We start from the raw sequence: 21,164 nt of genomic DNA, 5'->3' as shown, positions 1-21,164 counted from the left end.
AGGACCGAAAGGGGAAGTAAGCGCTCGACAGAAGCCGGCCGCTGAATGCGCGCCTCCTTAGCCAAATGATCACGGTTTCGCAAGGCTGGCGGCGGATGCCGGCTTCAGGATCGCGGCATATTGCGTTCGGCCCCGCCGCCGCTTACCAAATGCTGCCCGCGGGAAACTCCTTTTGGTCCGGCATATCGAATGATTGTTCGCCTTCGACGCGCCATGCGGTGGCAATCGCTGCCGCTGTTCATCGGCTTCGCCGTGCTGGCGTTGATCGTCGGCACACGCGCCGTGCTGGTCGAGACCCAGAGAGCCAATCGTGAGGCCGCGCGCCAGGCGGTCGAGTATCAGGAATTGCTTTCCGGTTTGCTTACGATGGCTCAGGAGGCCGAGACCAGCCAGCGCGGCTATCTCCTGACCGGCGAGAAATCCTACCTCCAGCCTTATCGGCAGGCGGTCGACGCCATTCCGGGCCAGCTTGCCCGCATCGACGGCATGACCGCGCCCGACGACGAACTCGTGCAGCAGATCAACCACGTCAAGGACGCGCTTTCACAAAACCAGGCCGAATTGGCTGAGACGATTGCACTCTACGATCGCGGCGATGCGGCAAAAGCTCTGGAACTGGTCCGCAGCGGCCAGGGCAAGGCCGCCATGGACCAGATCCGGGCCAGCATGGACACGATCCGGCGCATTGGCGGCGCAGCCATCGCCGCGCGCGACGCTCATACCGACCTGGTCGAAAACTGGCTGCGAATCGGCTCGATAGCGGCGCTGCTGGCGATCTTCCTGCTTGGCGCCTACACGGTTCGCCTTTCGCGCCGCCGGTTCCGCGCAGTGGCGATCGCCCAGGAAGAGCTGATGCGCAAGAACATCGAGCTCGGCAACGAAATCCAGACGCGTGAAAAGGCCGAATCGCAGATCCGCCAGATGCAGAAGATGGAGGCTGTGGGCCAGCTGACCGGCGGTATCGCCCACGATTTCAACAACATGCTGGCGGTGATCATCAGCGCCATGAACCTCGCCCAGCGCAAGCTGGCGCGGGGCGAGCACGACATCATGAAATTCATCGAAGCGGCGACCGATGCGGCGACCCGGGCCGCAAACTTGACGTCACGGCTGCTTGCCTTCTCGCGCCAGCAGCCGCTCGCGCCTCAGGTTGTAGACGCCAATCGTCTGGTCGCCGGCATGTCGGACCTGCTTCGGCGGGCGCTCGGCGAAACCATCCGCATCGAAACCGTGCTGGCTGGCGGCCTGTGGAAGACCCATGCCGATCCGAGCCAGCTCGAAAATGCCATTCTCAATCTGGCGGTCAATGCGCGCGACGCCATGGGCGAGGACGGCAAGATGACCATCGAGACCGCCAACAGCCACCTCGACGAGAGCTACGCCGCCACCCATGCCGAGGTCAAAGCCGGCCAGTATGTGATGATCGCGGTCAGCGACACCGGCGCCGGCATGCCGGCGGACGTCATGGAGCGGGCTTTCGAGCCATTTTTCACCACCAAGCCGGTCGACAAGGGCACCGGCCTCGGGCTGAGCCAAGTGTTCGGCTTCGTCAAACAGTCCGGCGGACACGTCAAGATCTACTCGGAACCCGGCCAAGGCACCACGATCAGGATCTACCTGCCGCGCTTCTTCGGCCCGGAAGAGGCCGCCATATCTTCGGAACGAGCCGGAAATCCTGCCGTGCCGGTCACCGAAACCATCCTTGTCGTGGAGGACGATCCACGCGTGCGGGCTTCCACCGCCGATGCCATGCGCGAACTCGGCTACACCGTCATTCATGCCGCAAGCGGCCAGGAAGCGCTGGAAAAGCTGGGCGACAACCCTGGTGTGGCGCTCATGTTCACCGATATCGTCATGCCGGTGATGAATGGCCGCAAGCTCGCGGAGGAGGCGCTGGCGCGCATGCCGAAGCTGAAGGTGATCTTCACCACCGGCTTCACCAGGAACGCCGTCGTCCACAATGGCGTGCTCGACCATGACGTGCATTTCCTGGCCAAGCCCTTCACCATCGAGCAGCTGGCGGCGAAATTGCGCGACGTGCTGGACGCAAAATGACCGAGACCCTGGAAATCGTCACCTTTCGCCTCAAGCCTGGAGCGGAAGCGGGCTTTGCCGCCGCCAACAACCTGGTCGCCGACTGGCTGGCGCGGCAACCTGGTTTCGTAAACCGCTGCCTGGCGCGGCGGGACGATGGCAGCTGGGTCGATGTCGTGCGCTGGCGAAGTCGCGAGCAGGCTCTCGCCGCCGCGGGCCGCATCATGGCCGAGATCGGCGATTGCGAAGCGATGCGGGCCATCGATCCCGCGAGTGTTGAGATGGGACATGCGGCGATTGTGATCTCGAGGCCCTAGGTCGACTTGCCAGCAGTCGCATAAAACCGGCCTTGACTTTCTTGCCCCGGCACCCGACTTCCTAGCGTCCGAGGAGACCCGCCCCATGCCAGAGGCCCGACGATCGACAATCGATGCCGGAGAAGTGGAACGCTTTTCCGCGCTTGCCGCCGAATGGTGGAACCCGAACGGCAAATTCCGTCCGCTGCACAAATTCAACCCGGTCCGGCTGGCCTATATCCGGGACCAGGTGGCGGCGCGCTTCGGCCGCGATCCGCGGGCGGCGCGGCCGTTCGAAGGCCTGCGTTTCCTCGATATCGGCTGCGGTGGTGGATTGTTGTGCGAGCCGATGGCAAGGCTTGGAGCCGAAGTGGTCGGCGCCGACGCCTCGGCAACCAACATCGAGGTGGCGAAGCTGCACGCGGCCGAAGGCGGCGTGACGGTGGATTATCGCGCTACGACCGCTGAGGATTTGGCCGATTCCGGCGAGAAATTCGACGTCGTCCTCAACATGGAAGTCGTCGAGCATGTTGCCGATGTCGACCTGTTCATCGGCAAGTGCGGCGAAATGGTCAAGCCCGGCGGCATCATGTTCGTGGCCACCATCAACCGCACGCTGAAGGCACTGGGCCTGGCCATCATCGGCGCCGAATATGTGCTGCGCTGGCTGCCGCGCGGCACCCACCAGTTCGGCAAGCTGGTGCGGCCCGAAGAGCTTGAAAAGGCGCTCGGCAGCGCCGCCATGACCATCATCGACCGCACCGGCGTGACCTACAATCCTCTCGCCGACCGCTGGGCACGCTCCAAGGACATGGACGTCAACTATATGGTGCTGGCGGAAAAACGATCGGTCTGAACGAAGGGGCGGCCGTGGACACTATGAGGGCCCGAGAGCTGGCGCTCGATCTTCCCGAAACGGTCGACCAATCGCATTTCGGCAAGGCTGACTTCCGCGTCCGCAACCGTATCTTCGTCTCGCTGCCCGAAGCCGACCGTGCTGTCGTCAAGCTCGACCGGGACCAGCAAGAGATGATGGCCGCGGCTGAGCCATCGGTTTTCAGGCCCGTGACAGGCGGCTGGGGCCAAAAGGGATGGACGTCGATCATGCTCGAAGCCTGCGACGAACAGACATTCCGCAGCGCCGTTCGGACGGCCTGGCGAAACGTCGCCCCGCCGGCGCTACGGAAGCGCCTCGACGCGAGCCAAATTTAAGCTTGAGCAGTTCGAGCAAAGTGTGAAGCGGTTTTCCCGGGAAAAGCGCATAGCGCTTTGCCTAGGGAATTGCGTAAACCAAAGACCCTATGCCTTCTGGCTCTGCGCCTTGGTGGTGATGATCACGCCGATGGTGATGATCACCGCGCCGGCCCAGGTCAGCAACTGGTAGTGCTCGCCGAGGAAGATGGTTCCGGCAAACAGGCCGACGGCCGCCGCCACATAGCCGATCTGGCTGAGATAGACCGGACCGCCCACGGCCTGCAGCCGGAAGAAGAAGGCAAACATTGCCGAGGCCGAAGCGACTTGCGCCACGACAACCAGCGGCACGGCCCTGAACGGGGCGAAAGCGCCGACGCCGAACAGCGTGAGAATGCCGATCAGCAGCAGCGTCGCCGAGGCCAGGTGGCTGCCGACGGCCAGTTCGATCGGACCGGTGCCTTCGGGCCAGTCGACGGTGCGATAGATATTGCCGGCGGCAAGGCTGACCGGGATCAAAAGTCCGACCAGCACCCAGTAGACATCGGCCGGCTGGCCGGCCTCGCCGCGCGTCACCGCCACCATGACGGCGCCGATGAAGCCGACGGCGATACCGATACTGCCGAGCGTATTTGGCCGTCGAACGCCGAGCAGGATCGAAAACACCAGTGTGATGACCGGCGACAGCGTGAACATGATGCCGGTATAGCCGGCGCCGAGATGCGGGATAGCCGAAAACATCAGCAGATTGGGCACGGCGTAGGACACGGCGGCGGTGATGAAGAAATAGCGCAGTCTGTGCGACGTGAGCCGCATGCGCTCGCCGTTCGCGAGCAACGGGCACAGCAGCACGCCCCCGGCGCCGAACGAGATGACGAAGGCCCAGACCATGGCCGGAACGCCGGCAGCCGTCGCCAGCTTGCCGAACGGCAGGGTCAGGCCGAGCAGGCCGCCGGTGACGACCAGCAGGCCAAGCGCCGATTCCCAGAGAAATTTCATCGGATGGTTCCGTCACTCACTTGCGGCACTGGGTCGAAACTGTATCTTGAGGTAGCATACCACAAAGATTCTTAACGTCAAGATACTTAGCGGTGAGACAGATGGATCGCGCGGCAAAGGCGGTGGAGCAATGGAAGCGGGAACGGCCGGACCTGGAGGTGTCGCCAATGCTGGTGCTTGGGCGGCTGAACGAAGCCTCGTCGCTAATCGCCCGCGAGCGCCTCGCCCCGCTGTTTGCCCGTTTCGGACTGCAGGCCGGCGAATTCGATGTGCTGGCGACGCTGCGCCGCTCCGGCCAGCCCTACGCGCTGACACCGACCGCTCTATACGAGGCGACGATGGTGACCTCCGGCGCCATGACCAACCGGCTCGACCGGCTTGAGAAGGCCGGACTGATCCTGCGCGGCCCGCACCCCAACGACCGGCGTGGCATTGTCGTGCAACTGACCGAAAAAGGTCTGGCCTTGATCGACGAAGCCCTGACCGCCCACGTCGCCAACGAGCATGAAATCCTCGCCGGGCTCACCGGCACGGAGCGGGGGGCACTGGCTCAGTTGCTTGGCAAATTGATCGATAGCGCCAGCTGATCGCTCAATTGCGCTCCTCGGGAAAACTCGGGATCGGCATGAAATCGATGCCATCCTCGGCCAAGCTCTTGGCTTCGTCCAACGTCGCCTCGCCATAGATGCCGCGCGCATCGCTCTCGCCGAAATGGATCTTGCGCGCTTCTTCGGCAAACTTGTCGCCGACATAGTCGGCATTCTCGCGCACCTTCTCGGCCATCGCCTTCAGTTGCGCCAAAGCCTGCTTCTGGGTTTCGCCCATGGCCAGCGCAATTGTTTCCTGCTTCCGCGCGGTGGAGACGGCTGGCGCCATCAGCGCCTTTTGCACCTTGTGCGAGCCGCAGCTCGGGCAATCGACGAAGCCGCGCTTCTTCTGCGTGTCGAAATCGTCATTGCTGCGAAACCAGCCCTCGAATTCGTGCTCGTGCTCGCAGATCAGGGCAAAGCGGATCACGAAGCCGCGCCCCTGAGCCGCGGCGCTTCCACTGCGCCGGCATTGACGGCAAAATCGCGCGCATTCCTAAGGTTGGGGATTTTCTTACGCGCGGCCCACGACTGCGCCGTGTCGATCTCGGCGATGATCACCTCCGGATCGTCATGGTCGGCCTCGGCGAGAATTCGACCCCATGGGTCGACGATCAGCGAATGGCCATAGGTTTCGCGGCCATCCTCATGCAGGCCACCTTGTGCTGCAGCAACCACGTAGGCGCCGTTCTCGATGGCACGGGCTCGCAGCAGCACATGCCAGTGCGCCTCGCCGGTCTGGCGGGTGAAGGCGGCAGGCACCGACAAGAGGTCGGCGCCGGCCATCGCCTCGGCGCGGAACAGCTGTGGAAAGCGTAGATCGTAGCAGACGGCAAAGCCGAGCCTAGCGCCGTCGATCTCGGTGACGACGGCCTCGGTGCCCGGCTCATAGGCGGCGGATTCGCGCCAGCTCTCGCCATTGTCGAGGTCGACATCGAACATGTGGATCTTGTCGTAGGTGGCAAGGGTGGCGCCGTCCGGCCCAAACAGCAGCGCCCGGTTGGCGAGCTTGCCGTCGGTGCGCAGGATGGCGGTCGAGCCGATGTGCAGGAAGACGCCGAGTTCGCTGGCGAGCTTGCGCGCGGCCGCCACGACGATGTCCTTGTCTTCCAAGGTGAAGGAAGCAGCCCTGGCTTCCTTGTCGCGGATCAGCGCACCGGTCATTTCCGGGGTCTGGATGTAGGTTGCACCGAGGCCTGCCGCTTCGCGCACCAGCCGTTCGAGATCGACCGCGTTGCGCTCGGGGCTCTCGCCCGAACGCATCTGGATCGCCGCCGCCTTGAAAATACCCATCGTCACGTCCTCTTTGAGCAATTCCAGGAAAAGTGTGTAACGGTTTTCCGTCCGGAATTGCGTAAAACAAAGACATAGAGCGGCGCTACGAACCGCTCTTTGTCGTCGAGCCGTTGGCAAGCAGCCTATCCAGCTGCCCCCGTGCCTCCAACTCGTGGAGGTCGTCGGAGCCGCCGACATGCGTGTCGCCGATGAAAATCTGCGGAAACGTCGAGCGGCCATGCGCCCGCGAAATCATTTCCTGGCGCAATTCCGGCGAAAACGAAGCGTCATGCTCGGTGTAAGCGACGCCCTTGCGGTCGAGCAGCCGCTTGGCCGCCGCGCAATAGCCGCACATCATACGGGTGTAAATCGTCACATCGAGCATCGGTCCGTGCCTTTCCTCGACCTTATATAGTCGCGGACTCGTCGGCCCGAAAGTCCCCCGGCAGGACACGCGCGAAGGTCAGCACATCGACCGCTCCGGCGCCGCCCTTCTTCAGCGCCCTGGCGACCGAGCGCACGGTGGCGCCGGTGGTGTAGACATCGTCGACCAGAAGCACGCGGCGCCCAGTGATCTCGATTTCGGCTTCCGCAGGCACACGGAAGGCGGCGCGGACATTGGCCTCGCGCTCCTGCCGCTCCAGCCCGACCTGCTGGCGCGTGAGCTTGACGCGCCGGACCGCCGAGGGCGAGAAAGGCAGCCCGCTAAGCTGCGCAACCGCCCTTGCCAACTCCGCCGACTGGTTGAACTGCCGGCGAAAGAAGCGCCGCCAGTGCAGCGGCACCGGTACGACGACATCGGCGTCTGCAATTAGCTCAGCGCCGGCGCGCAGCATCCAGCGCGCCATCCACGGCGCCAGATCGGTGCGATCCTGGTATTTCAGACCTTGCACCATCTGGCGGGCGACACCTGAATAGGCCACGGCCGCCCGCGCCCGCTCGAACGGCGGCGGATCGGCGATCGCCTCGGCCGACAGGAATCCCTCGCCCATATCGTGCGTGAATGGCGTGCCCATCACCGCGCACCATGGCCGCTCCAGCAGCCTGAGTTTCGGCCAGCAGGCACCGCACAAAACGCCGGGTTGCGAGACGTGCCTGCGACAGCCGGCACAGACCGGCGGGAACAGCATCCGCGCCGGCCAGTCCAACATGGCCAGCTTCAACATGGTTTGAGCGAGGCTCTTGATCTCCATCACCGGATCGGCCACGTGGTTTTGTCGTCCGCGCCAGGATATCACTAGACGGACAAACAGGGATGTCTACCGTTGCAGCCGATCATCGATACTGAACTTTGGCTGGTGCGCAAGCGCAGGGCGCTGGCCCACCCCGTAGCCGGCGCGGATTTTCTGATGCGGCGGGCGGCGGAAGACCTTGCCGACCGGCTCGGCGCGGTCGAGCGGAAATTCGGCAAGGCCGCGGTGCTGTTTTGCCAGACGCCGGACGCAACGGACGTGGTCGCTGCAAGCGGCAAGGCAGCGGAGATCGTGCGCGTCGAGGCAGATCCAGCGTTTCTGGACGGCCGGCCAGGGCTGATAGCACCGCTGGAAACAGTGCCGTTCCAGCCGGAAAGCCTCGACCTCGTCGTTTCACTTCTGTCGTTGCAGGCGATGAACGACATTCCCGGCATGCTGGTGCAGATCCGCCGCGCTCTGCGGCCCGACGGGCTTTTCCTCGGCGCCTTTGCCGGCGCCGGCACGCTTTCCGAATTGCGCGAAAGCCTGCTCGCCGCCGAGACCGAACTCTATGGCGGCGCCAGCCCGCGTGTCATCCCCTTCACCGATGTTCGCGACGCCGGCGCACTGCTGCAGCGCGCCGGACTGGCGCTGCCGGTGGCCGACGTCGAAACGGTGACCGTCCGCTACGATACCCTCTTCGACCTCATTGCAGATCTCAGGGCGATGGGCGAAACCAGCGCGCTGACCGATCGCAGCCGGCGACCGGGAGCGCGAAAGCTTTTTACCCGTGCCGCCGAAATCTATGCCGAACGCTTTTCGGACGCTGATGGCCGCATCAGGGCAAGCTTTTCCATCGTCTGGATGTCGGGCTGGGCGCCCGATGCCTCGCAGCAAAAGCCCTTGAAACCGGGTTCGGCGAAGGTCTCGCTGAAGACGATACTGGAAAACCCCGGCGGGCGGTGACGGCGCTCCGGATCAGTGCTCGGCGAAGGCGTTTGCGAGCCTGCTGTTGTTGTCGCTGAACAGAAACTGGATCGCATTGCTGGCCTTGCCGACACCCCCGACGATGGCAAGCGACAGCACCGCAACGATCAGGCCATATTCAATGGCCGTGGCGCCTGTTTCGTCCTGCAAAAATCGGCGCAGCAATGGCTTCATGATCGTCGATCCCTCTCATCCCCGACCATATCGCCGACCTGTTAAGAAAGGTTAACGGCACAAGCTTAACAGGCTGTGAAATGGGCCCTACGTTGAGGAAGTTCTCAAGCTGGTGTCGACCTTGTTGGTCAGCAGTCGCCGCTGCGTTGGCCGTCCGCGCGGATGATGCAGACTGAGTTCGGTGAGGGCTGCAGCACGCTTCTGCGCAGCGTATAGGTGGCCCGCGAGCCGATCGAACCCGTGCTCATCGGGTCGAGACCGCCTGCAAGAGCATCGCGGCTGGATGATCGCGTCTGGTTGTCCAGCACGGGGACCGCGATCAGCGCCAGCGCCACTGCGGCCGAGCCGAACAACAGCGTGACGCGCAATAAGCCGACGCCGGCGGCGCGAAAGCTGCGATCTGGCCGGATCGAGTCCCATTCCCTGTCGAGGCTCATGCAATCGCTCCCCGCGAACCCGCTTTGCCGCAATTTTTCACGACGAGATAAATCTTCCATTAACGCTGGCTAGATCAGACCGCGAAATGGCTTTGTATCACAACAGGTCGATGAGGAACTGGATTAGCGGCGCGTCGGCCGGCGGCATGGGATAGTCGCGCATCTGCTTTGGCCGCACCCATTTCAACGCCTGCCCTTCCCTGGGCTGCGCGATGCCGCGGAAGCGGCGGCAGACGAACAGGGGCATCAGGAGATGGAAATCATCATAGGAATGGCTGGCGAAGGTGAGCGGCGCCAGGCAAGGAATGTCAGTCTCGATGCCGATTTCTTCCTGCAGTTCGCGGATCAGGCATTGTTCCGGCGTCTCGCCTGGCTCTACCTTGCCGCCGGGAAATTCCCACAGGCCGGCAAGCTGTTTGCCCTCGGGCCGCTGCGCCAGAAGCACCCGCCCATCGGTATCGACCAGCGCGCACGCGGCGACCAGCAGCAGGCGTTTGCCGGTGATCTCGCTCATGCGCCCGGCGGCCGGCGATAGTGGTAGCGATAGACTTCGTCGAAGCCCAGCGAGCGATAGAGCGCCAGCGCCGGCGCATTGCCGGCCTCGACCTGCAGCCAGGCTTCGCGAGCGCCACGCAGCCTCGCCCACTTCAGCGCCGACAGGATCAGGTTGCGGCCATGGCCCTGATTGCGCGCCGACTTGGCGGTGGCGATCTCGAACAGGCCGGCAAGATCGCCGTCATGGACGCAGATCAGCACCGCCAGAGGGTCGGCCCCTTCCTCCAGCGCAAACAGCCCGACTTCGGGTTGGATGGCGCCGATGATTTCCGAAAGACCGGGCCGCAGCGATGCATCCGAGCCGCTGACCTTGAGCGACGCGCCGAGAAAGCGGCTGATATCCTTCAGCGGAATCTGGTCCATGGCCGGCGCCAGTTGCGCGTCCGCCAGCGGCAGCCGCATCACCAGGGATTCGTCGAATGTGCTCCAGCCCTCATTGTCGAGATGCTTGGCCAGGTCCGGCCCCGACAGCGGCGAGATGCGGAAGGTCAGCGGCCTGCCATAGGCGTCGAAGCGCCGGCTGGCGCGGCCGATGCGCTCGGCAATGTGCTGGGTGTCGCCGGGATCGAGCGGGTTGACCGAGTTCAGCCGCTTGGCCGGATGGCCGGCTGTCAGCCGCACCACCCAGGTGCCGTCATAATGCACGGCCGCCGCCGGCCAGGCGCGAAACCCCGCAGCCTCGTAGCGGCGCACGATGGCGAGCATGCTTGCCGGATGCCTGGAAGCCAACTCCATCAGCTCCGGTAATCGCCATTGATGGCGACATATTCCTTGGTGAGGTCGCAGGTCCACACCGTCGCCTTGCCGCGGCCGATACCGATATCGGCGCGGATGCGAATGTCGTCGCGCTTCATATAGGCCGAGGTCGCTTCCTCGGAGTAGCCCGGGTCGCGTTCGCCCTCATGCGCCAGACGGTTGTCGCCGAACCAGATCGACAGCCGGTCGCGATCGGCCGGCTCGCCGGCCTTGCCGACGGCCATGACGACGCGGCCCCAATTGGCGTCCTCGCCGGCAACCGCCGTCTTGACCAGCGGCGAATTGGCGATGGACAGCGCGATGCGCTTGGCCGAGCGCGCCGATTTGGCGCCGGTAACGGTGACTTCGACCTGCTTGCGGGCGCCCTCGCCGTCGCGCACCACTTGCAGCGCCAGCGATTTGAGCACCTTGCCCAGCGCCCGGCGGAACGCCCCGAGACGCGCATCCTTGGGATCGCTGATGGCGGGCGCGCCGCGCTTGGCAGCGGCTCCGGTGGCGAACAACAGCAGCGTGTCGCTGGTCGAGGTGTCGCTGTCGACGGTGACGGCGTTGAAGGTCTTGGCCGTGCCGCGCGACAACAAGTCCTGCAGCACGGGGGCGGCGATCGGCGCATCGGTGGCGATGAAGGACAGCATAGTCGCCATATCGGGCGCGATCATGCCGGCGCCCTTGGAGATGCCATTGATGATGACGTCGGTGTCGCCGAGCTTGACCGTCGCTGTCGCCACTTTCGGATAGGTGTCGGTGGTCATGATGGCCTTTGCCGCCTCGGTCCACAGATCCGGCTTGCCGTCCTTGACCAGTCCGGCCAGCAAATGGCTGAATTTGGTGGTGTCGAGCGGCTCGCCGATTACCCCGGTAGAAGCGAGGAACACTTCGCCTGGCGTGCAGCCTGCGGCCTTGGCCGCGGCCTCGCCGGTCAGTTGGGTGGAGGCGCGGCCCTTCTTGCCGGTGAAGGCGTTGGCGTTGCCGGAATTGACGACCAGCACCCGTGCCTTGCCGGCGCCAAGGTTCTCGCGGCAGAAGTCGACCGGCGCCGAGGGGCATTTCGACTTCGTGAACACGCCGGCAACCGCTGTGCCGGCATCGAAGACCATGGCCAAGAGGTCGGTACGGTTCTCGTACTTGATCCCGGCCTCGGCGGTGGCGATGCGCACGCCCTCGATGGCAGGCATTTTGGGATATTTCTTCGGCGCGAGCGGCGAAATCGTTGCGGACATTGGAGACCTCGGGCGAGGGAAAAACGCTGGGCGAAGGCCGGTTTGCCCGATAGCACGGCCCGGCGCAAGGGCGTTTTCTTGGCCGCCGCTGTCGGCAAGCCACCAGGGATTAAGCTTGCATTTCAAATCCGTTGGCGTCACCGGGGCCTCTGGCGTTATGATATCGGCCATGGGCAGGCTGGTGATCTTGGCGGTGGCGTTTATGGGGCTTTTGCTCCTGAGCGCCGATGCGCAGCCGGAACGGCGCGTGGCGCTGGTCATCGGCAATGGCACCTATGCCGAAGCCGGCACGCTCACCAATCCGGTCAACGATGCGCTCGATATTGCCGGCAAGCTCCGCTCGATCGGCTTCGACGTCATCGAGGGCAACGATCTCGGCAAGCGCGAACTCGAGCGCAAGATCGGCGAATTTTCCGATGCGCTGGAAGGTGCGGGCGTCGGGCTTTTCTATTACGCCGGCCACGGCCTGCAGGTGGAAGGGCGCAACTACATCGTGCCGGTCGACGCCCGGCTCGACATGCCGGTCAAGCTGCAGCTCGAAGCCGTGCCGATCGACGAAGTCCTCGACATCATGGAGCAGCAGACCAAGGTCAGCCTGGTTTTCCTTGACGCCTGCCGCAACAATCCCTTTGCCCGCAGCCTGAGCCGCACCGCCACCACGCGCTCGGCAACGGCGCTTGCCGGTCTGGCGCAGTTCGATTCGACGCGCGGCTCCTTCATCGCCTTCTCGACGGCGCCAGGCGCTGTCGCCATGGACGGCACCGGACGCAATTCGCCGTTCGCCGCCGCCCTGCTGCGGCACATGGCCGAGCCCGGCCAGAGCATCAACGACATGATGATCGCGGTGCGCCGCGACGTGGTCTCCGAAACCCGCGAGGGACAGCGCCCATGGGAACAGGGTTCGCTGCTCGAACGGTTCGAGTTTGTGCCCGGCGGCGAAACGGTTGCACAGCCGAAGCCCGCCGTCCCCCCGGCGCCCGAAACAAAGGTTGCGGCACTCGAACGGTCTGTAGGCGACGACAAGACCGCAATCGAGAAATTCCTGCGCGACGACTATCTTGCGCCCGATGCCGCGGCGATCGGCGAGACCGTCAAGCGGCTCTATGCGCCTTCCGCCACCATCTTCGGCACGCGCTATGACAGCGACGCCGTCGTCAAGCTCAAGACGGACTGGTTCGCGCAATTTGCATCCTGGTCGTTCAGTCTCGAGCCCGGCAGCCTCGAGGTGACGCCGCAGGGCGAGAACCGCGCCGAAGCCGTGTTCGCGATGAGCTACGACTATATGTCGAAAGACAAATCGGCGGCGCGCATGACCGGCAAGGCACGAGTCACGCTTGGGCTGGTGAAGAGCGACGGCCAGTGGCGTATCGCCTCGGAAACCTCGCAAGCGATGAACTGAAATCCCCGCGAAGCGAATGTGAGACCTGCTTCTACAAGCGCTGGAAACGGGCCGTTTCGTTTGCCTGCCAGCTCACCTATATTGCCGGCGAGATTGTTGGCGAGGGCAGACATTGTTGGCGAGGACAGACATGGGCGAGGATCCGGCCCGCAGATCGATCGGGGCGCGGCGCAACCCAGACAGCGCCGAGGCCATTCTCGAGGCCGCGGAGGCGGTGCTGGTCGAGGCCGGCTATGCCGGCTTCTCCATAGAGGCCGTGGCGCGGCGGGCGCGCGCCGGCAAACCCACGATCTATCGCTGGTGGCCGAGCAAGGCGGCCCTGCTGCTGGAGGTTTACAAGCGGCAAAAGCGTGTCGACGTCCCCGATACCGGCAGTCTCGAAGACGACCTCGTCGGTTTTCTGAGGAACCTCTTCGCGCATTGGCGCGACACATCCTCGGGCAGCGTATTCCGCTCGCTGATCGCCGAGGCCCAGTCCGACGAAGCGGCGGCCGCGGCCCTGACTGGCTATGCCGATGGGCGCGTGTCCCACACCGCTCGGATCATCGAGCGCGCCAAGGCGCGCGGCGAGGTTGCGGCCGATATCGACGCAGCGCTGGTCGCCGACCTCATCGCTTCCTATGCCTGGAAACACCTTTTGACCAACCGGCTGGACGAAGATGAGGCGACAATCCGTGCCACTGTCCGCTATGTGATGTCCGGCATCTCCCGCAATTGAAAAGGGCGCCGAACGGCGCCCTTTGCATGTTTTTTCGGTGCCGGCCTTACTTGCCGGCTTCCATCGTGTCGACGGCCTTCTTCAGATTGGCGTCGGGGATTTCAACCTTTGCGGCGCCGCGCAGCTGCTTGACCAGTGCGAAATACTTGTCGCGGATCACCGCCTGCTTGGCCTGGTCCTTGACGTCGTCGAAGGCCGGCGGCTGTTTGGTGCGCTTGTCCTCGAGCTTGATGACATGCCAGCCGAATTGCGTTTGCACCGGCTCCTTGGTGTATTTGCCGATTTCGAGCGCAACTGCCGCCTTGTCGAATTCCGGCACCATCTGCCCCGGGCCGAACCAGCCGAGATCGCCGCCATTGGTCTTGCCCGAGGGATCGCTGGTATGCTCGTTGGCGAGCTTCTGGAAGTCGGCGCCGCCATCGAGCTGCTTGATGATCGCCTCGGCCTCTTCCTTCGTCTTCACGAGGATGTGACGGGCATGAATCTCATTGACCGGCGGCGTGCTGGCGATTTCCTGGTCGTAGCGGGCGCGCACCTCGGCATCGGTAACCTTGTCGACGACGCCCTTCTCGACCATCTCGCCATGCAGCGCGCGCTGCTGCAGGAACGCCATGCGGCGCTGGAATTCGGGATCCTTGTCGAGCCCGGTAGCGACCGCCTGGGCGGCCATGACGCGGATTTCGATGGCCGCCGAAAGGGCCGCGGCGCGGCGCTGCTCGGGTGGCAACTGCGAGAACTGCTGCGACAGCTCGCCCTCGGCAAGCCCAAGGTCCGCCTCGGTCAGCTTCTGGCCATTGACTGTAGCGATAACGGTGTTCGGATCGACGGGGGCTGCCGCCGGCGCTGCTGCGGCATCGGCCGAGGCGGGAGCGGCTTCCTGGGCCATCAGCGGAGACAGCGACAGGGCCGACAGGCCGAAAGCCAAGCCAAGGCTGGCGAGCGACGCACGGCGAAACAGTAAGGACATCAAGATTAACTCCAAGGGGGGATTGGTAGGGCTTGCAGATCAGCCGGATTGTGGCGGAATTTGGCGCTGCCCATAGGGCTAACGCGGCGTTGACATCAGTTGAGCCCCCTCTTATCTGTCCAACGACTTTGCGTCCAGAACCGTTTTCCGGGCGCTTTTTGTGTTTGTCCGCGTTTCACGCGGAATTGATGGGGCCGGCCGGCGCTCATCTCAAAATTGAGAATTCTATCGAAAGGACCATCGGATGGTCAGTCTCGGCGGTCTCGCCCGTAAGGTTTTCGGTTCCTCCAACGATCGTCGCGTAAAATCGACCCGGCCGCGTGTCGAGGCGATCAACGCCATGGAAAACGAGATGCGGGCGCTGTCCGACGCCGAGCTTCAGGCCCGCACGGAAAAATTCCGCCAGGATATCGCCAACGGCGCCACGCTCGATGACCTGCTGGTGCCGGCCTTCGCCACCGTCCGAGAGGCATCCCGCCGCGTGCTCGGCATGCGCCCGTTCGACGTGCAGCTGATCGGCGGCATGGTGCTGCACAATGGCGGCATCGCCGAAATGCGTACCGGCGAGGGCAAGACCCTGGTCGCCACCCTGCCCGTTTATCTCAACGCGCTTTCCGGCAAGGGCGTCCATGTCGTCACCGTCAACGACTACCTTGCCACCCGCGACTCCGAATGGATGGGCCGCGTCTACAAATTCCTCGGCCTCTCGGTCGGCGTCATCGTCCATGGCCTGTCCGACGAGGAACGCCGCGTCGCCTACGCGTCCGATGTTACCTATGCCACCAACAACGAGCTCGGCTTCGACTATTTGCGCGACAACATGAAGTATGAGCGCGCGCAGATGGTGCAGCGCGGCCACAATTACGCGATCGTCGACGAAGTCGATTCCATCCTGGTCGACGAGGCGCGCACGCCGCTGATCATTTCCGGTCCGCTCGAGGACCGTTCGGAAATGTACAACACCATCGATGCCTTCATGCTGCAGCTCGGCCCAGCCGACTACGAGATCGACGAGAAGCAGAAGACCTCGATCTTCACCGAGGAAGGCACCGAGAAGCTGGAAAACCTGCTGCGCGCGGCCGGCCTGCTCAAGGGCGAGTCGCTCTATGACGTCGAGAACGTCGCCATCGTCCACCACGTCAACAACGCGCTGAAGGCGCACCGGCTGTTCCAGAAGGACAAGGACTACATCGTCCGCAACGACGAGATCGTCATCATCGACGAATTCACCGGCCGCATGATGCCGGGCCGCCGCTATTCGGAAGGCCTGCACCAGGCGCTCGAAGCCAAGGAGCATGTGGCGATCCAGCCGGAAAACCAGACGCTGGCATCCGTCACCTTCCAGAACTATTTCCGTCTCTACAAGAAACTGTCCGGCATGACCGGCACGGCGCTGACCGAGGCCGAGGAGTTCGGCAACATTTACGGCCTCGAAGTCACCGAGATCCCGACCAATCTGCCGGTCATCCGCAAGGACGAGGACGACGAGGTCTACCGGACGGTCGAGGAGAAGTACAAGGCGATCGTCAAGGAGATCAAGGAAGCGCGCGCCAAGGGCCAGCCGACGCTGGTCGGCACCACCTCCATTGAAAAATCCGAGCAGCTGGCCGAGCGCCTGCGCAAGGAAGGGTTCAAGGATTTCGAGGTGTTGAACGCCCGCCACCACGAGCGCGAGGCCGCCATCGTCGCCCAGGCCGGCAAACCCGGCGCCATCACCATCGCCACCAACATGGCGGGACGCGGCACCGACATCAAGCTCGGCGGCAACGCCGAGATGCGCATCGAGGACGAACTGGGCGACATGCCTGCTGGTCCCGAGCGAGAGGCGCGCGAAAAGGAAATCATTGCCGATGTCGAGCGCCTGAAGGAAAAGGCGCTAGCCGCCGGCGGCCTCTACGTGCTCGCCACCGAGCGCCATGAATCGCGCCGCATCGACAACCAGCTCCGCGGCCGCTCCGGCCGCCAGGGCGACCCCGGCCGTTCGAAATTCTTCCTGTCGCTGCAGGACGATCTGATGCGCATCTTCGGCTCCGAGCGCATGGACGGCATGCTGCAGAAGCTTGGCCTCAAGGAAGACGAGGCCATCATCCATCCGTGGATCAACAAGGCGCTGGAAAAGGCGCAGAAGAAGGTCGAAGCGCGCAACTTCGACATCCGCAAGAACCTGTTGAAATACGACGACGTCTCGAACGACCAGCGCAAGGTGGTGTTCGAGCAGCGCATCGAATTGATGGACGGCGAAGGCCTGTCCGAGACGATCGCCGAGATGCGCGAAGGCGTCATCGAGGAGATCGTCACCAAGAACATCCCCGAAAACGCCTATGCCGAGCAGTGGAACGTCGCCGGCCTCAAGGCCGAGGTCGCCGAATTCCTCAATCTCGACCTGCCGGTCGAGGACTGGGTCAAGGAAGAAGGCATTGCCGAGGACGACATCCGCGAGCGCCTGACCAAGGCCGCCGACGACGCCGCCAAGGAGCGCGCCGAGCGCTTCGGCCCAGACGTGATGAGCTATGTCGAACGCTCGGTGGTGTTGCAGACGCTCGATCATCTGTGGCGCGAGCACATCGTCAACCTCGACCATCTGCGTTCGGTCGTCGGCTTCCGCGGCTACGCCCAGCGCGACCCGCTGCAGGAATACAAGAGCGAGGCGTTCGAGCTGTTTCAGGCGCTGCTCGGCAATCTGCGCCAGGCCGTCACCGCGCAATTGATGCGCGTCGAACTGGTCCGCCAGGCCGCCGAAGCGCCGCCGCCCGAAGCGCCTGAAATGTTCGGCAGCCACATTGACGGCACCACGGGCGAGGACGATTTCGAGGGTGGCGAGACCGCACTTCTGGTCCGCCAGGAGAGCAACGCCATCGTCGCTCCCGAAGACCGCGATCCGAACAACCAGGCGACCTGGGGCAAGATCGGCCGCAACGAAGCCTGCCCCTGCGGCTCCGGCAAGAAATACAAGCACTGCCACGGCGCGTTTGCCTGATTTCGAAGGCTAGGTCGGCGGGACAGCACCCCCCTCTGGCCTGCCGGCCATCTCCCCCTCAAGGGGGGAGATCAGCAGCTTCGGCGCCGTAACTTCTTTCAATTTCGACAATTGGCGAAAGCCACAGTGACAGCCAATCTCCCCCCTTCAGGGGGAGATGTCCGGCAGGACAGAGGGGGGTGCGAAGGATGGCGACCTCTCGGTCCAACCCTCGTCAAAACCTCACAACAACCCCGAATCGCGCGCGGTCGCTGTCGCCTCGCCGCGCGACACCGCATCCAGCTTGCCCAGCACCGCCGAGACATGGTGATCGACCGTCTTTGGCGAAATCGTCAATTGCTCGGCGATCCGCTTGTTGGAGAGGCCGCGTTCGATCAGCTGCAGCACCTGCATCTGGCGCAAGGTGAGGCCGGCGAGGTTGGCGCGCGTCGAGCGGCGCGGGCCGCGGGCGATGCCGCCAACGCCGTTCTTGCGCATGATATCGCGCAGGCGCTGGGCTGCCGGCCTTGCCCCCAGGCCGTCGAAAATATCCAATGCCAGCCGCTGCCCCTCGTCGTCGCCGAGGATGAGCGCCAGTCCGCGCTCGTATGGCGCATTCAATTCGGACCAGAGTGCCGAAGCCGAACGCCAGTCGCCGGTCAGGAGCAGCCGGTATGGTGTCGCCATCTCGGCGGTGTCGCCGGCCGGCATATCGGGAGAGAGCAATGTTCGCCACAGAGCCAGCTCACCGACATGGGCACGCGAGCGCACCGGCGTTTCGGCGCGGGTGATCAGCGCCAGCGCCTCTTGCCTGTCGGCCAGGCCCAGCCATGCCTGCTCCGCCATCAGCGCCGCGTAAGAGCTCAGCATCTGCAGGTCGCCGCCGCTTCCGACCAGACGCGCCATTTCGGCGAACAGCGGCTCGGCCGAGGGATCGCCGCGCCTCAGGCGCAGTTTCGCCAGTGCCAGCAGCGCCGGAAACCGGCCCACGGTGGTTGTCCGCTCATTGTCGATGACATCGCTTGCCGTCGCGGCGGCCTCATCCCATTGGCCCTGACGCAGCTGCACATCGGCCAGCATGCCCCTGAGATAGTCGCGCCAGGTGCCGAGGTCGTTCTCGGTGCAATAGTGGATGCCGCTCTCGAGCACCGGACGTGCCGCGTCGTAGCTCATCTGGGTGATCTCGAAACAGGCGCGGTTGGTGAAGGCGCGCGCGGCATGCTCCTGGAAATTGCCCTGGAGCGCAATTTCAAGGCTTTGGTCGAGGCGCAGGCGTCCCGCATCCGGATTGAGCCACTGCTCGACGCAGCCGACATTGTTGAGGGCATGCGAGGCGATGTCGGGACGGTTCATGCGCGCAGCCAGCGCCGCTGCCTTCTCGCCATAGAACAGCGTGTCTTCCACCCTCTCCGACAGCATCGCCAGATGTGAGAGGTTCGAATAGGCCATGGCGAGTTCGGGACCGGCGGGAGCCGCTTCCAGCATCGCCACAGCCTCGGCGCCGAAGGCGGCCGCCGCCTCGCGGTCATCGCCCATTTCGCTCAGCCGGGAGAGCCATCTCAGGCTGTCGCCCTCCTTCAGCCTGTTGCCGTCTGCCTGATGCAACCGGCGCGCCTGTCCCTGCGCTGCAAGCGCATCATCGATCTTGCCGATGAGATGGCACTCGAAGGCATGACTTTCGTAGAGCGCGGCGCGCTCGATCACCGGCAGGCTGTCGGCCTGCTGCAAGGCGATCTCGTAATAGCCGGCGGCATCGCGATGGGCGCCGACGCGCGACGCCTCGCGCGCGGCGATTGGCGCAAGTTCGCGCACCGCCGCCAGATTGTGCGCCTCGACCGCATGATGCACCAGGCGGCCTGTGGAGACGTCGCCATTTTCGAGCAGTGCCGCCAGCGCACGCTGGTTGAACTGCCGCCTGTGCGACGTCGTCAGCATCATTTCGATGGCGCGTCGCGCGATGTCGTGGCGGAAGGCGTAGCCGTCGCCCAGATCGTCAAGCAGGCCGTTGGCGACACACTCGGCCAACTGGCCGGCGCTGGCGACGCCGCACAGGCCTTGCAAGGCCCAGGCGTCGGCGCGGCGCGGAAACACCGACACCGCGTCGAGCATGGCCCGGGCGCCAACCGACAGCCGCTCGGCCCGCGCCAGCACCGCGTCGCGCACGCTTGCCGGCAGCGCCATTTCGTTTTCGGCGCACAACAATTCGGTGACGAAGAAGGCATTGCCTGCGGTCGCCCGGTAGATGGCGTCGCCATCGCGGCCGGCCGCATCGGCGAGCGACAGCACGGCCGCCTCGCTGAGCAGCGGCACGTCCATGCGCGCCACGCTGCCGGCCGGGATTTCGCCAAGGGCGCGGCGCACGCGCATCTGTCCTTCGCTGCGGTCGGTGCGCGCCGTGAGCAACAGCAGGATGTGGGTGTTGGCGATACGCCGGCCGAGGAAGCGCACGAAATCGAGCGTCGCATCGTCGGCCCAGTGCAGGTCTTCGATCACCAGCAGGCTCGGTCCCTTGGCCGCAAAGGCGTCGAGCGCGTCGGAAAACAGCGGCAGTCTCTGCCCATGCCGGGCATCGATGGCGCGCGGCAGCGCCCATTGCGCTTCACGGGCCAGATCGTAGAGCGGCCCCAGCGGATCTGGGATCGACAGATCCTCGCAAGCGCTGCGCAACATTGCCGCGCTTTGCCCCACACGGGCCGCGAATGCCTCGACAAGCGCCGTCTTGCCGGCGCCGGCCTCCCCGGCCAGCACGGCGACGCGGCCATGGCCGCCTATTGCATCGCCAAGCAGGCTCTCCAACTGCTGCAGCTGCGTCTGCCGTTCCAGAAGCATCATTATCATCGTCTCACAGGATCGGAGTTTTCCCACCATGGCGGGCCGCTCACGATTAGCCCGTGAAGAAAGCGCCGCAATGTGACTTTGCACACATTGCCGTGCCTCTTTCCACAAAGAACGACGCCAATATAGGGAATCGTCCCGTCCAATATGGGGAATCGTTCCGATGCGCGGGCCGGGCCGGCGTGGTCAACGTCCAGCAGCGCTCCGATCGAGCGTGAATCAATGGAAAAGGAAGTCTTCCATGCCTCGCTATCTGATTGAACGCACATTTCCGGACGGCCTCAACATTCCGATGACCGACATCGGCGCCACTGCGGTCGGCGGGGTCGTCATGCGCAATGCCGAAAAGGGCGTCACCTGGATCCAGTCCTTCGTCACGCCCGACAAGAAGCACAGCTTCTGCATCTACGACGCGCCGACGCCCGAAGCGATCCGCAGCACGGCTCAGAAAAACTCGCTGCCGGTCGACAAGATCACGGAGGTGCGGGTTCTTGACCCTTATTTTTACCTCTGATCCTGCGTTCGGTCGCCACGACGATGAGCATCAAACTGTCCTTCGCGGCCGTGGCGAACTGCCTGATGGCCTGCCGCTCGGCGGAATCGGGC

22 protein-coding genes are annotated in these 21,164 nt (G+C 64.3%); 10 read left to right on the top strand and 12 right to left on the bottom strand.

All coding sequences use genetic code 11. The features are described 5' to 3' along the window. The first annotated feature begins 213 nt into the window (after positions 1 to 213). From NKK50_RS05830 to NKK50_RS05815, 4 genes are all read left to right on the top strand, one after another. Positions 214 to 2,055 (top strand): CHASE3 domain-containing protein, encoded by a 1,842-nt coding sequence (locus NKK50_RS05830; RefSeq protein WP_023833363.1) that lies wholly within the window; start codon positions 214 to 216, stop codon positions 2,053 to 2,055. Then, a complete protein-coding gene (locus NKK50_RS05825; RefSeq protein WP_023822812.1) occupies positions 2,052 to 2,351 on the top strand; it encodes an antibiotic biosynthesis monooxygenase family protein in 300 nt (99 codons plus the stop codon). Before NKK50_RS05830 ends, NKK50_RS05825 begins: the two co-directional genes overlap by 4 nt. Positions 2,352 to 2,436: 85 nt before the next feature. Further along, positions 2,437 to 3,186 (top strand): bifunctional 2-polyprenyl-6-hydroxyphenol methylase/3-demethylubiquinol 3-O-methyltransferase UbiG, encoded by a 750-nt coding sequence (gene ubiG / locus NKK50_RS05820; protein WP_023672976.1) that lies wholly within the window; start codon positions 2,437 to 2,439, stop codon positions 3,184 to 3,186. 23 nt (positions 3,187 to 3,209) lie between these two features. Next, on the top strand, positions 3,210 to 3,542 hold the full coding sequence (locus tag NKK50_RS05815) for an MmcQ/YjbR family DNA-binding protein (RefSeq protein ID WP_352543303.1): 333 nt from the start codon (positions 3,210 to 3,212) through the stop codon (positions 3,540 to 3,542). Positions 3,543 to 3,629: 87 nt separating this feature from the next. Here NKK50_RS05815 and NKK50_RS05810 read toward each other — a convergent pair whose 3' ends face one another. Then, entirely contained in the window at positions 3,630 to 4,520 is an 891-nt protein-coding gene (locus tag NKK50_RS05810; protein ID WP_023833365.1) for a DMT family transporter, read from the bottom strand. 101 nt (positions 4,521 to 4,621) lie between these two features. Here NKK50_RS05810 and NKK50_RS05805 point away from each other — a divergent pair, with 101 nt between their 5' ends. After that, positions 4,622 to 5,107 (top strand): MarR family winged helix-turn-helix transcriptional regulator, encoded by a 486-nt coding sequence (locus NKK50_RS05805; RefSeq protein ID WP_023672979.1) that lies wholly within the window; start codon positions 4,622 to 4,624, stop codon positions 5,105 to 5,107. Between the two features lie 4 nt (positions 5,108 to 5,111). On the opposite strand, the gene NKK50_RS05800 is transcribed toward NKK50_RS05805, so the two are convergent. The 4 genes from NKK50_RS05800 to NKK50_RS05785 all read right to left on the bottom strand — a co-directional run bounded on the left by NKK50_RS05800 (position 5,112) and on the right by NKK50_RS05785 (position 7,575). After that, complete coding sequence (locus NKK50_RS05800) at positions 5,112 to 5,537, bottom strand: DUF1178 family protein (protein ID WP_023672980.1); 426 nt, start codon at positions 5,535 to 5,537, stop codon at positions 5,112 to 5,114. Beyond that, positions 5,534 to 6,400 carry a carbon-nitrogen hydrolase family protein gene (locus NKK50_RS05795; protein WP_023743063.1) on the bottom strand — a complete coding sequence of 289 codons (867 nt, stop codon included), beginning with the start codon at positions 6,398 to 6,400 and terminating at the stop codon, positions 5,534 to 5,536. The genes NKK50_RS05800 and NKK50_RS05795 overlap by 4 nt, the downstream gene beginning before the upstream one ends. A gap of 85 nt (positions 6,401 to 6,485) precedes the next feature. Beyond that, positions 6,486 to 6,767, bottom strand: a complete 282-nt coding sequence (gene grxC, locus NKK50_RS05790; RefSeq protein WP_023672982.1) for a glutaredoxin 3 — start codon at positions 6,765 to 6,767, stop codon at positions 6,486 to 6,488. 22 nt (positions 6,768 to 6,789) lie between these two features. Next, complete coding sequence (locus NKK50_RS05785) at positions 6,790 to 7,575, bottom strand: ComF family protein (protein WP_196814971.1); 786 nt, start codon at positions 7,573 to 7,575, stop codon at positions 6,790 to 6,792. Between the two features lie 72 nt (positions 7,576 to 7,647). On the opposite strand from NKK50_RS05785, the gene NKK50_RS05780 reads away from it, so the two are divergent. After that, a complete protein-coding gene (locus NKK50_RS05780; protein ID WP_023733657.1) occupies positions 7,648 to 8,520 on the top strand; it encodes a methyltransferase domain-containing protein in 873 nt (290 codons plus the stop codon). 12 nt (positions 8,521 to 8,532) lie between these two features. On the opposite strand, the gene NKK50_RS05775 is transcribed toward NKK50_RS05780, so the two are convergent. The 5 genes from NKK50_RS05775 to argJ all read right to left on the bottom strand — a co-directional run bounded on the left by NKK50_RS05775 (position 8,533) and on the right by argJ (position 11,683). Beyond that, a complete protein-coding gene (locus tag NKK50_RS05775; protein ID WP_023672984.1) occupies positions 8,533 to 8,715 on the bottom strand; it encodes a Flp family type IVb pilin in 183 nt (60 codons plus the stop codon). A 128-nt stretch (positions 8,716 to 8,843) separates the two neighbouring features. After that, positions 8,844 to 9,152 carry a hypothetical protein gene (locus tag NKK50_RS05770; protein ID WP_023686679.1) on the bottom strand — a complete coding sequence of 103 codons (309 nt, stop codon included), beginning with the start codon at positions 9,150 to 9,152 and terminating at the stop codon, positions 8,844 to 8,846. A 97-nt stretch (positions 9,153 to 9,249) separates the two neighbouring features. Beyond that, complete coding sequence (mutT, locus tag NKK50_RS05765) at positions 9,250 to 9,666, bottom strand: 8-oxo-dGTP diphosphatase MutT (RefSeq protein ID WP_023685791.1); 417 nt, start codon at positions 9,664 to 9,666, stop codon at positions 9,250 to 9,252. After that, positions 9,663 to 10,412 (bottom strand): GNAT family N-acetyltransferase, encoded by a 750-nt coding sequence (locus NKK50_RS05760; RefSeq protein ID WP_023713717.1) that lies wholly within the window; start codon positions 10,410 to 10,412, stop codon positions 9,663 to 9,665. The genes mutT and NKK50_RS05760 overlap by 4 nt, the downstream gene beginning before the upstream one ends. Before the next feature lie 29 nt (positions 10,413 to 10,441). Further along, entirely contained in the window at positions 10,442 to 11,683 is a 1,242-nt protein-coding gene (gene argJ / locus NKK50_RS05755; RefSeq protein ID WP_023833366.1) for a bifunctional glutamate N-acetyltransferase/amino-acid acetyltransferase ArgJ, read from the bottom strand. 169 nt (positions 11,684 to 11,852) lie between these two features. On the opposite strand from argJ, the gene NKK50_RS05750 reads away from it, so the two are divergent. Then, on the top strand, positions 11,853 to 13,082 hold the full coding sequence (locus NKK50_RS05750; RefSeq protein WP_023833367.1) for a caspase family protein: 1,230 nt from the start codon (positions 11,853 to 11,855) through the stop codon (positions 13,080 to 13,082). Positions 13,083 to 13,212: 130 nt separating this feature from the next. Further along, the gene (locus tag NKK50_RS05745) at positions 13,213 to 13,800 is read left to right on the top strand and encodes a TetR/AcrR family transcriptional regulator (RefSeq protein ID WP_023694003.1); all 588 of its coding nucleotides are present in this window, start codon (positions 13,213 to 13,215) and stop codon (positions 13,798 to 13,800) included. Between the two features lie 46 nt (positions 13,801 to 13,846). On the opposite strand, the gene NKK50_RS05740 is transcribed toward NKK50_RS05745, so the two are convergent. Beyond that, entirely contained in the window at positions 13,847 to 14,767 is a 921-nt protein-coding gene (locus NKK50_RS05740) for a peptidylprolyl isomerase (RefSeq protein WP_023833368.1), read from the bottom strand. Between the two features lie 244 nt (positions 14,768 to 15,011). Between NKK50_RS05740 and secA the strand changes: the two genes are divergently transcribed. Next, positions 15,012 to 17,744: a preprotein translocase subunit SecA gene (secA, locus tag NKK50_RS05735; protein WP_023833369.1), complete on the top strand. Its 2,733-nt coding sequence runs from the start codon at positions 15,012 to 15,014 to the stop codon at positions 17,742 to 17,744. Between the two features lie 222 nt (positions 17,745 to 17,966). Here the strand turns inward: secA and NKK50_RS05730 are convergent, their stop codons facing one another. Beyond that, positions 17,967 to 20,555 (bottom strand): helix-turn-helix transcriptional regulator, encoded by a 2,589-nt coding sequence (locus NKK50_RS05730; RefSeq protein WP_031203770.1) that lies wholly within the window; start codon positions 20,553 to 20,555, stop codon positions 17,967 to 17,969. 244 nt (positions 20,556 to 20,799) lie between these two features. On the opposite strand from NKK50_RS05730, the gene NKK50_RS05725 reads away from it, so the two are divergent. Continuing rightward, positions 20,800 to 21,072, top strand: a complete 273-nt coding sequence (locus NKK50_RS05725; RefSeq protein WP_023685308.1) for a DUF4242 domain-containing protein — start codon at positions 20,800 to 20,802, stop codon at positions 21,070 to 21,072. The last annotated feature ends 92 nt before the right edge of the window (positions 21,073 to 21,164 follow it).

This window comes from Mesorhizobium sp. M0001, assembly GCF_040324255.1.
Lineage (GTDB): Bacteria > Pseudomonadota > Alphaproteobacteria > Rhizobiales > Rhizobiaceae > Mesorhizobium.
The sequence above is the reverse complement of the archived record's forward strand: the minus strand, read 5'-3'. Positions and strand labels throughout refer to the sequence as shown.

What these genes read in the sequence shown, in the direction of transcription:
- NKK50_RS05745 (WP_023694003.1), top strand. Translation starts at nt 13,213, where the DNA reads ATGGGCGAGGATCCGGCCCGCAGATCGATCGGGGCGCGGCGCAACCCA.
- NKK50_RS05830 (WP_023833363.1), top strand. Translation starts at nt 214, where the DNA reads ATGCGGTGGCAATCGCTGCCGCTGTTCATCGGCTTCGCCGTGCTGGCG.
- argJ (WP_023833366.1), bottom strand. Translation starts at nt 11,683, where the DNA reads ATGTCCGCAACGATTTCGCCGCTCGCGCCGAAGAAATATCCCAAAATG.
- NKK50_RS05805 (WP_023672979.1), top strand. Translation starts at nt 4,622, where the DNA reads ATGGATCGCGCGGCAAAGGCGGTGGAGCAATGGAAGCGGGAACGGCCG.
- NKK50_RS05825 (WP_023822812.1), top strand. Translation starts at nt 2,052, where the DNA reads ATGACCGAGACCCTGGAAATCGTCACCTTTCGCCTCAAGCCTGGAGCG.
- grxC (WP_023672982.1), bottom strand. Translation starts at nt 6,767, where the DNA reads ATGCTCGATGTGACGATTTACACCCGTATGATGTGCGGCTATTGCGCG.
- NKK50_RS05775 (WP_023672984.1), bottom strand. Translation starts at nt 8,715, where the DNA reads ATGAAGCCATTGCTGCGCCGATTTTTGCAGGACGAAACAGGCGCCACG.
- NKK50_RS05760 (WP_023713717.1), bottom strand. Translation starts at nt 10,412, where the DNA reads ATGCTCGCCATCGTGCGCCGCTACGAGGCTGCGGGGTTTCGCGCCTGG.
- NKK50_RS05810 (WP_023833365.1), bottom strand. Translation starts at nt 4,520, where the DNA reads ATGAAATTTCTCTGGGAATCGGCGCTTGGCCTGCTGGTCGTCACCGGC.
- NKK50_RS05730 (WP_031203770.1), bottom strand. Translation starts at nt 20,555, where the DNA reads ATGATGCTTCTGGAACGGCAGACGCAGCTGCAGCAGTTGGAGAGCCTG.
- NKK50_RS05750 (WP_023833367.1), top strand. Translation starts at nt 11,853, where the DNA reads ATGGGCAGGCTGGTGATCTTGGCGGTGGCGTTTATGGGGCTTTTGCTC.
- mutT (WP_023685791.1), bottom strand. Translation starts at nt 9,666, where the DNA reads ATGAGCGAGATCACCGGCAAACGCCTGCTGCTGGTCGCCGCGTGCGCG.
- NKK50_RS05815 (WP_352543303.1), top strand. Translation starts at nt 3,210, where the DNA reads ATGAGGGCCCGAGAGCTGGCGCTCGATCTTCCCGAAACGGTCGACCAA.
- NKK50_RS05740 (WP_023833368.1), bottom strand. Translation starts at nt 14,767, where the DNA reads ATGTCCTTACTGTTTCGCCGTGCGTCGCTCGCCAGCCTTGGCTTGGCT.
- NKK50_RS05795 (WP_023743063.1), bottom strand. Translation starts at nt 6,400, where the DNA reads ATGGGTATTTTCAAGGCGGCGGCGATCCAGATGCGTTCGGGCGAGAGC.
- NKK50_RS05770 (WP_023686679.1), bottom strand. Translation starts at nt 9,152, where the DNA reads ATGAGCCTCGACAGGGAATGGGACTCGATCCGGCCAGATCGCAGCTTT.
- ubiG (WP_023672976.1), top strand. Translation starts at nt 2,437, where the DNA reads ATGCCAGAGGCCCGACGATCGACAATCGATGCCGGAGAAGTGGAACGC.
- NKK50_RS05785 (WP_196814971.1), bottom strand. Translation starts at nt 7,575, where the DNA reads ATGGAGATCAAGAGCCTCGCTCAAACCATGTTGAAGCTGGCCATGTTG.
- NKK50_RS05725 (WP_023685308.1), top strand. Translation starts at nt 20,800, where the DNA reads ATGCCTCGCTATCTGATTGAACGCACATTTCCGGACGGCCTCAACATT.
- secA (WP_023833369.1), top strand. Translation starts at nt 15,012, where the DNA reads ATGGTCAGTCTCGGCGGTCTCGCCCGTAAGGTTTTCGGTTCCTCCAAC.